This is a genomic window from Rhodococcus sp. ARC_M12 (assembly GCF_022810385.1).
Classification (GTDB): Bacteria; Actinomycetota; Actinomycetes; order Mycobacteriales; family Mycobacteriaceae; genus Rhodococcoides; species Rhodococcoides navarretei.
In genome coordinates this window covers 1-5,389 of record NZ_JALGQI010000035.1, presented here as the reverse complement: position 1 = coordinate 5,389, position 5,389 = coordinate 1, and the positions used below count along the sequence as shown (strand labels likewise).

The 5,389-nt window shown below is 64.6% G+C and carries 1 protein-coding gene; it reads right to left on the bottom strand.

From position 1 onward, the window contains the following. The coding region (locus MTX35_RS25120) for a non-ribosomal peptide synthetase (RefSeq protein WP_243597461.1) at nt 1–5,378 on the bottom strand (5,378 nt) is incomplete at its 3' end. Nucleotides 5,379–5,389 lie beyond the last annotated feature (11 nt).

Genomic DNA, 5,389 nt, shown 5'->3' with positions numbered 1-5,389 from the left:
CCATAAGAAACAACCCGCGAACCCGACACCACCGCAACACCACCGACACCGGCCACACCCACAGCACCAGCCAACAACTCCGGCAACACCACACCCACCACAGACCGCGGACCACGAACCGGAGCCAAGGAGTCGTACTCGTTGCTCGACAGAATCTCGATGTCACCGACCTGGATGGACGGCGTTGCCGTCACGGTATCGAGGATCCGGATCAGGCGATCGGCGAGCACTCGGATTGTGTCTGCGTCGAACAGTTCTGTGGCGTAACGGAAGCCGGCACCGATGCCCAGTGGGGTTCCGGACTTGTCGAATTCCTCGGCGACCGTCAGCTGCAGGTCGAAGTTGGAAATGTCGTTGGGAAGTTCGATGCCCTCGATCGACAGACCCGGCAACGTCACCGTAGGACGGTCGGTCTGCTGGAACTCGAGCATCACCTGGAACAGCGGAGCATGGGCAGTCGATCTCGCCGGATCGACCGCATCGACGACGCGCTCGAACGGGACGTCCGAATGAGTGAACGCAGCGAGGTCGACGGTGCGCACGTCCGAGAGCAGGTCCTCGAATCGAGTCGAGCCGGACACCTGGGTACGCAGAACGAGGGTGTTGACGAACATGCCGACGAGTTCGTCGAGGGCGGCGTCGCCGCGGCCCGAGATCGGCGTTCCCACCGAAATGTCCTCGCTACCCGAAAGGCGGGCCAGGAGCACCGCCAGAGCCGCGTGCACGATCATGAACGAACTCGAATTGTGCTCGGCGGCAACGGTAGCGAGACGAGCATGGATCGCGGCGTCGATCTCGAACGAGACGGTGTCGCCGCGCAGGGACGCCACCGCAGGTCGCGAGCGATCGGTCGGCAGAGTCAGCACCTCGGGGCTGCCGGACAACGTGTCGACCCAGAAGGCGACCTGCTTGGCCATCAACGACTCGGGGTCGGACTCCTCGCCGAGGAACCGGCGCTGCCACAGTGCGTAGTCGGCGTACTGCACCGGCAACGGTTCCTGGCCGGGTGCGTGTCCTGCGGCCCGGGCGCTGTAGGCCACCATCAGGTCTCTGGCCAGCGGGGCGCTCGAGAACCCGTCGGAGGAGATGTGGTGCACCACGAGGACGAGCACGTGCTCGTGCTCGCCGACCCGAATCAGTCGGACTCGCAGCGGAACGTCGGCCACCACGTCGAAGCCCGAACCTGCTGCCTCACCGATCAACTCGTGCAGGTGTCGCTCGTCGGCCGCATGAATCGGTGTCAGATCCGGCAGTGCCGACGCCACGTCGAGGATTGTCTGAACGGGGCCGCCGTCGGTCAGCGGGAACATCGTGCGCAGCGACTCGTGGCGGGACAGCACGTCGCCGATGGCCGAATGCATCGCGTCGACGTCGAGGACACCGCTCAGCCGCATGGCGAACGCGACGTTGTACGCAGCCGACGTGGTGTCGTACTGGTTGATGAACCACATCCGCTGCTGCGCCAGCGAGAGCGGCACGACATCCGGCCGCTCCTGCGGGACCAGCCGAGGAGCGGCGGCAGCGTCGTGCTCGCCGATGTCGATGCCTGCGGACAAGGCCCGCACGGTGGGCGCGTCGAACAGATCTCTGATGCCGATGTCGGTGCCGAGTGCTGCATTGACCCGCGCGACCAGGCGCATCGCGATCAGCGAGTTGCCACCGATCTCGAAGAAGCTCGAGGTGACGCTGACCTGAGATATACCGAGTAGGTCGCCGAAGACACCGGCGACGATCTCTTCGACGGGGTTCTCGGGCGCGAAGAATTCCGAAGCGGCGACGGTGAACTCGGGCGCGGGCAATGCCTTGCGATCGAGCTTGCCGCTCGCATTGACGGGCAGCGAGTCGAGCACCACCACGTGTGAGGGCACCATGTACCCCGGGAGACGACGTGCAGCTTCGGCCGTCAGGATTGCGGGGTCGACAGCAGAACCGTGCGCGCCGACGACATAGGCCACGAGCGTCTCACCGGTGTTCGGGTCCTTGTGCACCAACGCGATCGCCTGCGCAACCGACTCGGATCTGAGCAGCACTGCTTCGATCTCGGGCAGCTCGATGCGGAGGCCGCGCAGCTTGACCTGGAAGTCGGTACGGCCGATGTATTCCAGCTCGCCGTCGGCGCGCCAGCGCACCAGATCGCCTGTGCGGTAGAGCCGCTCGCCCGGATCGCCGAACGGATCTGCGACGAAGCGATCCGCCGTGAGGTCGCCGCGGCCGACGTAACCACGCGCGAGTTGTACACCCGCTAGATACAGCTCGCCCGGAGCACCGATCGGGGCCGGTCGCAACGAGGCGTCGAGAACGTACAACCGGGTGTTCCATACGGGTGCGCCGATGGGAATGGACACCGCGTCGCGACCGGTCACGTGGTAGTAGCTGACGTCGACGGCGGCTTCGGTCGGCCCGTAGAGGTTGTGCAGCTCGGCGAGGGAGAACTGTGCGAACTGCGCCGCTGTGGCGGGCGGAAGTGCCTCGCCACTGCAGAACACCAGCCGCAGCGAGACGCATTCGGCGGCTCGCGCTCCCGCTGCGAACACCGCGAGCATCGACGGTACGAAGTGCGCCGTGGTGATGTGCTCGTCCGCGATGATGCGGGACAGGTACGCCGGATCGCGGTGGCCGTCCGGTTCGGCCACCACCAGCTTGGCACCTACCTGCAAGGGCCAGAAGAATTCCCAGACCGAGACGTCGAACGTTGCTGGGGTCTTCTGCAGAACGGTGTCGGCCGGCTCGAGGTGGTACTCGTGCTGCATCCACAGCAACCGGTTCACGATCGCCGAGTGGGTCACGGCAACGCCCTTGGGGCGGCCGGTCGAACCGGAGGTGTAGATCACGTACGCGGTGTTCGAGCCGTGCAGACTTCCCAGACGGTCCGAGTCGGTGACCGAGGAGCGATCGCGATCGGAGACGTCCAGCAAATCGACTGCGAGCACCGGAGTGGCGACCGGAATGTTGATCCAGTCGCGGCTCGTGGTGAGGATGCACACCGGCTGAGCGCTGGACAGTACGTAGGACGACCGTTCGACCGGATGATCGGGATCGATCGGAACGTAGGCACCGCCGGCCTTGACGATGGCGTACATGCCGACGAGCAAGTCGATCGATCGGCGGATCGCCAGCCCGACGTGGGACTCGGGTGCCACGCCGAGCGAGATGAGGTGCCGCGCCAACTGATTGGCGCGCTCGTCCAGTTCGAGGTAGGTGATGTGTTCGTCCTCGAACACGAGCGCGGTCGAATACGGACTGCGCAGCACCTGTCGGTCGAAGAGGGCGCTGAGCGTCATCTCGACGTCGCCGGCCGGGATCTGGTGATGAACCGGGGATTCGATCTGCCGTGCGGTGTCGTTCCACTCGAACAGGACCAGTTCCCGCTCCGCAGCGGACAGAATGTCGATGTCGCCGGTGCGAATGTCCGTCGTCGCGCCGATGGTCGACACGATCCGGAGGAAACGATCGACGAATCGGTCGATCGTTTCTGCATCGAAGAGATCTGTGGCGTAGGTGAACGCAGCCGACAGGTCACCCGACTCGTCGACGGGTTCCTGATCCACGCGGAGCTGCAGATCGAACTTCGCTGTGTCGGTGCTGATCTCCTGGAAGTCGACAGTGAGATCGGGCAACTCGAGTGTCGCCGACGCGTTGTTCTGGAACTCGAGAAGAACCTGGAACAGCGGTGAATGATCGGTCGACCTCGCCGGGTCGAGAACGTCGACGAGACGCTCGAACGGGATGTCGGTGTTGTCGAAGGCCGCCAGATCGGACCGGCGGGTGTCGGCGAGCAGTTCAGCGAACGTCGCCTGCGGCTCGACCTGCGTCCGCAGCACCAGCGTTCCCACGAACATGCCGACGAGATCGTCGAGCGCTGCGTCGCCTCGTCCGGCGATCGGAGTGCCGATGGCAATGTCCTGGGTGCCGCTCAGACGCGCGAGCAGCACTGCAAGTGCGGAGTGCACGACCATGAACAGCGTCGACTCGTGTGCGGCAGCGACCGAGGACAACCGAGCAGCGACGTCGGCGGGAATCGTGAACGGAGTGACGCTGCCGCGCATCGACTGCTGAGTCGGGCGTGGCCGATCGTGCGGCATGGGCAACACGTCGGGCAGGTCGGCCAGCGCCGATTGCCAGAAGTCGATCTGGCGCGATGCCACCGAGGTGGGGTCTTTCTCGTCACCGAGAACGTCATGCTGCCACAGCGCGAAGTCTGCGTACTGCACGGCCAGGGGCTCCCACATCGGAGCCGAACCAGCAGATCGTGCACCGTAGGCGACCATCACGTCTCGGGCCAGCGGTGCCATCGAAGCACCGTCCGCCGCAATGTGATGGACGACGATGGAGAGTACGAAACTCTCCGGGCCGGTTCGGTACAGCACCGCCCGGAAGGGAAGATCGACCGTGACGTCGAATCCTGTTGTAGCAGCGGCGTATACGAGAGTCTCGACCGCTGCTGCGTCGGCATCGACCAGATGGAGTGGGAGGTTCGATCCGGTGACGTCCTCGACCGGAGCGATGACCTGGTTCGGTAGGTCGCCCACCGTCGGGAACACCGTGCGGAGCGATTCGTGTCGGGACAGGACGTCACCGACGGCCGCCGACATCGCGTCCACGTCCAGACGGCCCGTCAACCGGACGGTGAGGGGAATGTTGTACGCGGGAGAGGACACGTCGAACTGGTTGATGAACCACATCCGCTGCTGCGCGAGAGACAGCGGGACGGAATCGGGCCGATCCACGGCGACCAGTGCCGGACGGCGATGCAACGATGCGCCCTTGGATTCGGCCCGTTCTGCCAGAGTGCGAATCGTCGACGCCTCGAACAGGTCCAGAACCTTCAGATCTGTTCCGAGAGCAGAGTTGACTCGTGCAACCAAACGCGTTGCCACAAGGGAGTTTCCGCCGAGATCGAAGAAGCTGTCGGTCACGCCGACCCGATCGACCTCCAACACGTCGCAGAACACCGCCGCGACCGCGGCCTCGTATTCCGTCTCCGCGGCCTCGTATGCACCCTGCGAACCGAGTTCGGGTTCGGGTAGTGCGGTGCGGTCGAGTTTGCCTGCCGGGGTCAGCGGAATCGACTCCAACATCACGAACGCCGACGGCACCATATGAGCAGGCAACACCGAACCGACATGCTCACGCAGAGCACCCGCCTCGACACTGCTACCGGCCACCGGCAACACATACGACACCAACACCGTCGACCCAGCAGCAGACTCACGTCCGATGGTCACCACGAAATCGACACCCGCAACCGCAGCCAACACCGAATCGATCTCACCCAACTCGATCCGGAAACCACGCACCTTCACCTGAAAATCGCTACGCCCCACATACTCCAACGCACCCGAAGCATTCCACCGCACCACATCACCGGTGCGATACATCCGCGAACCCA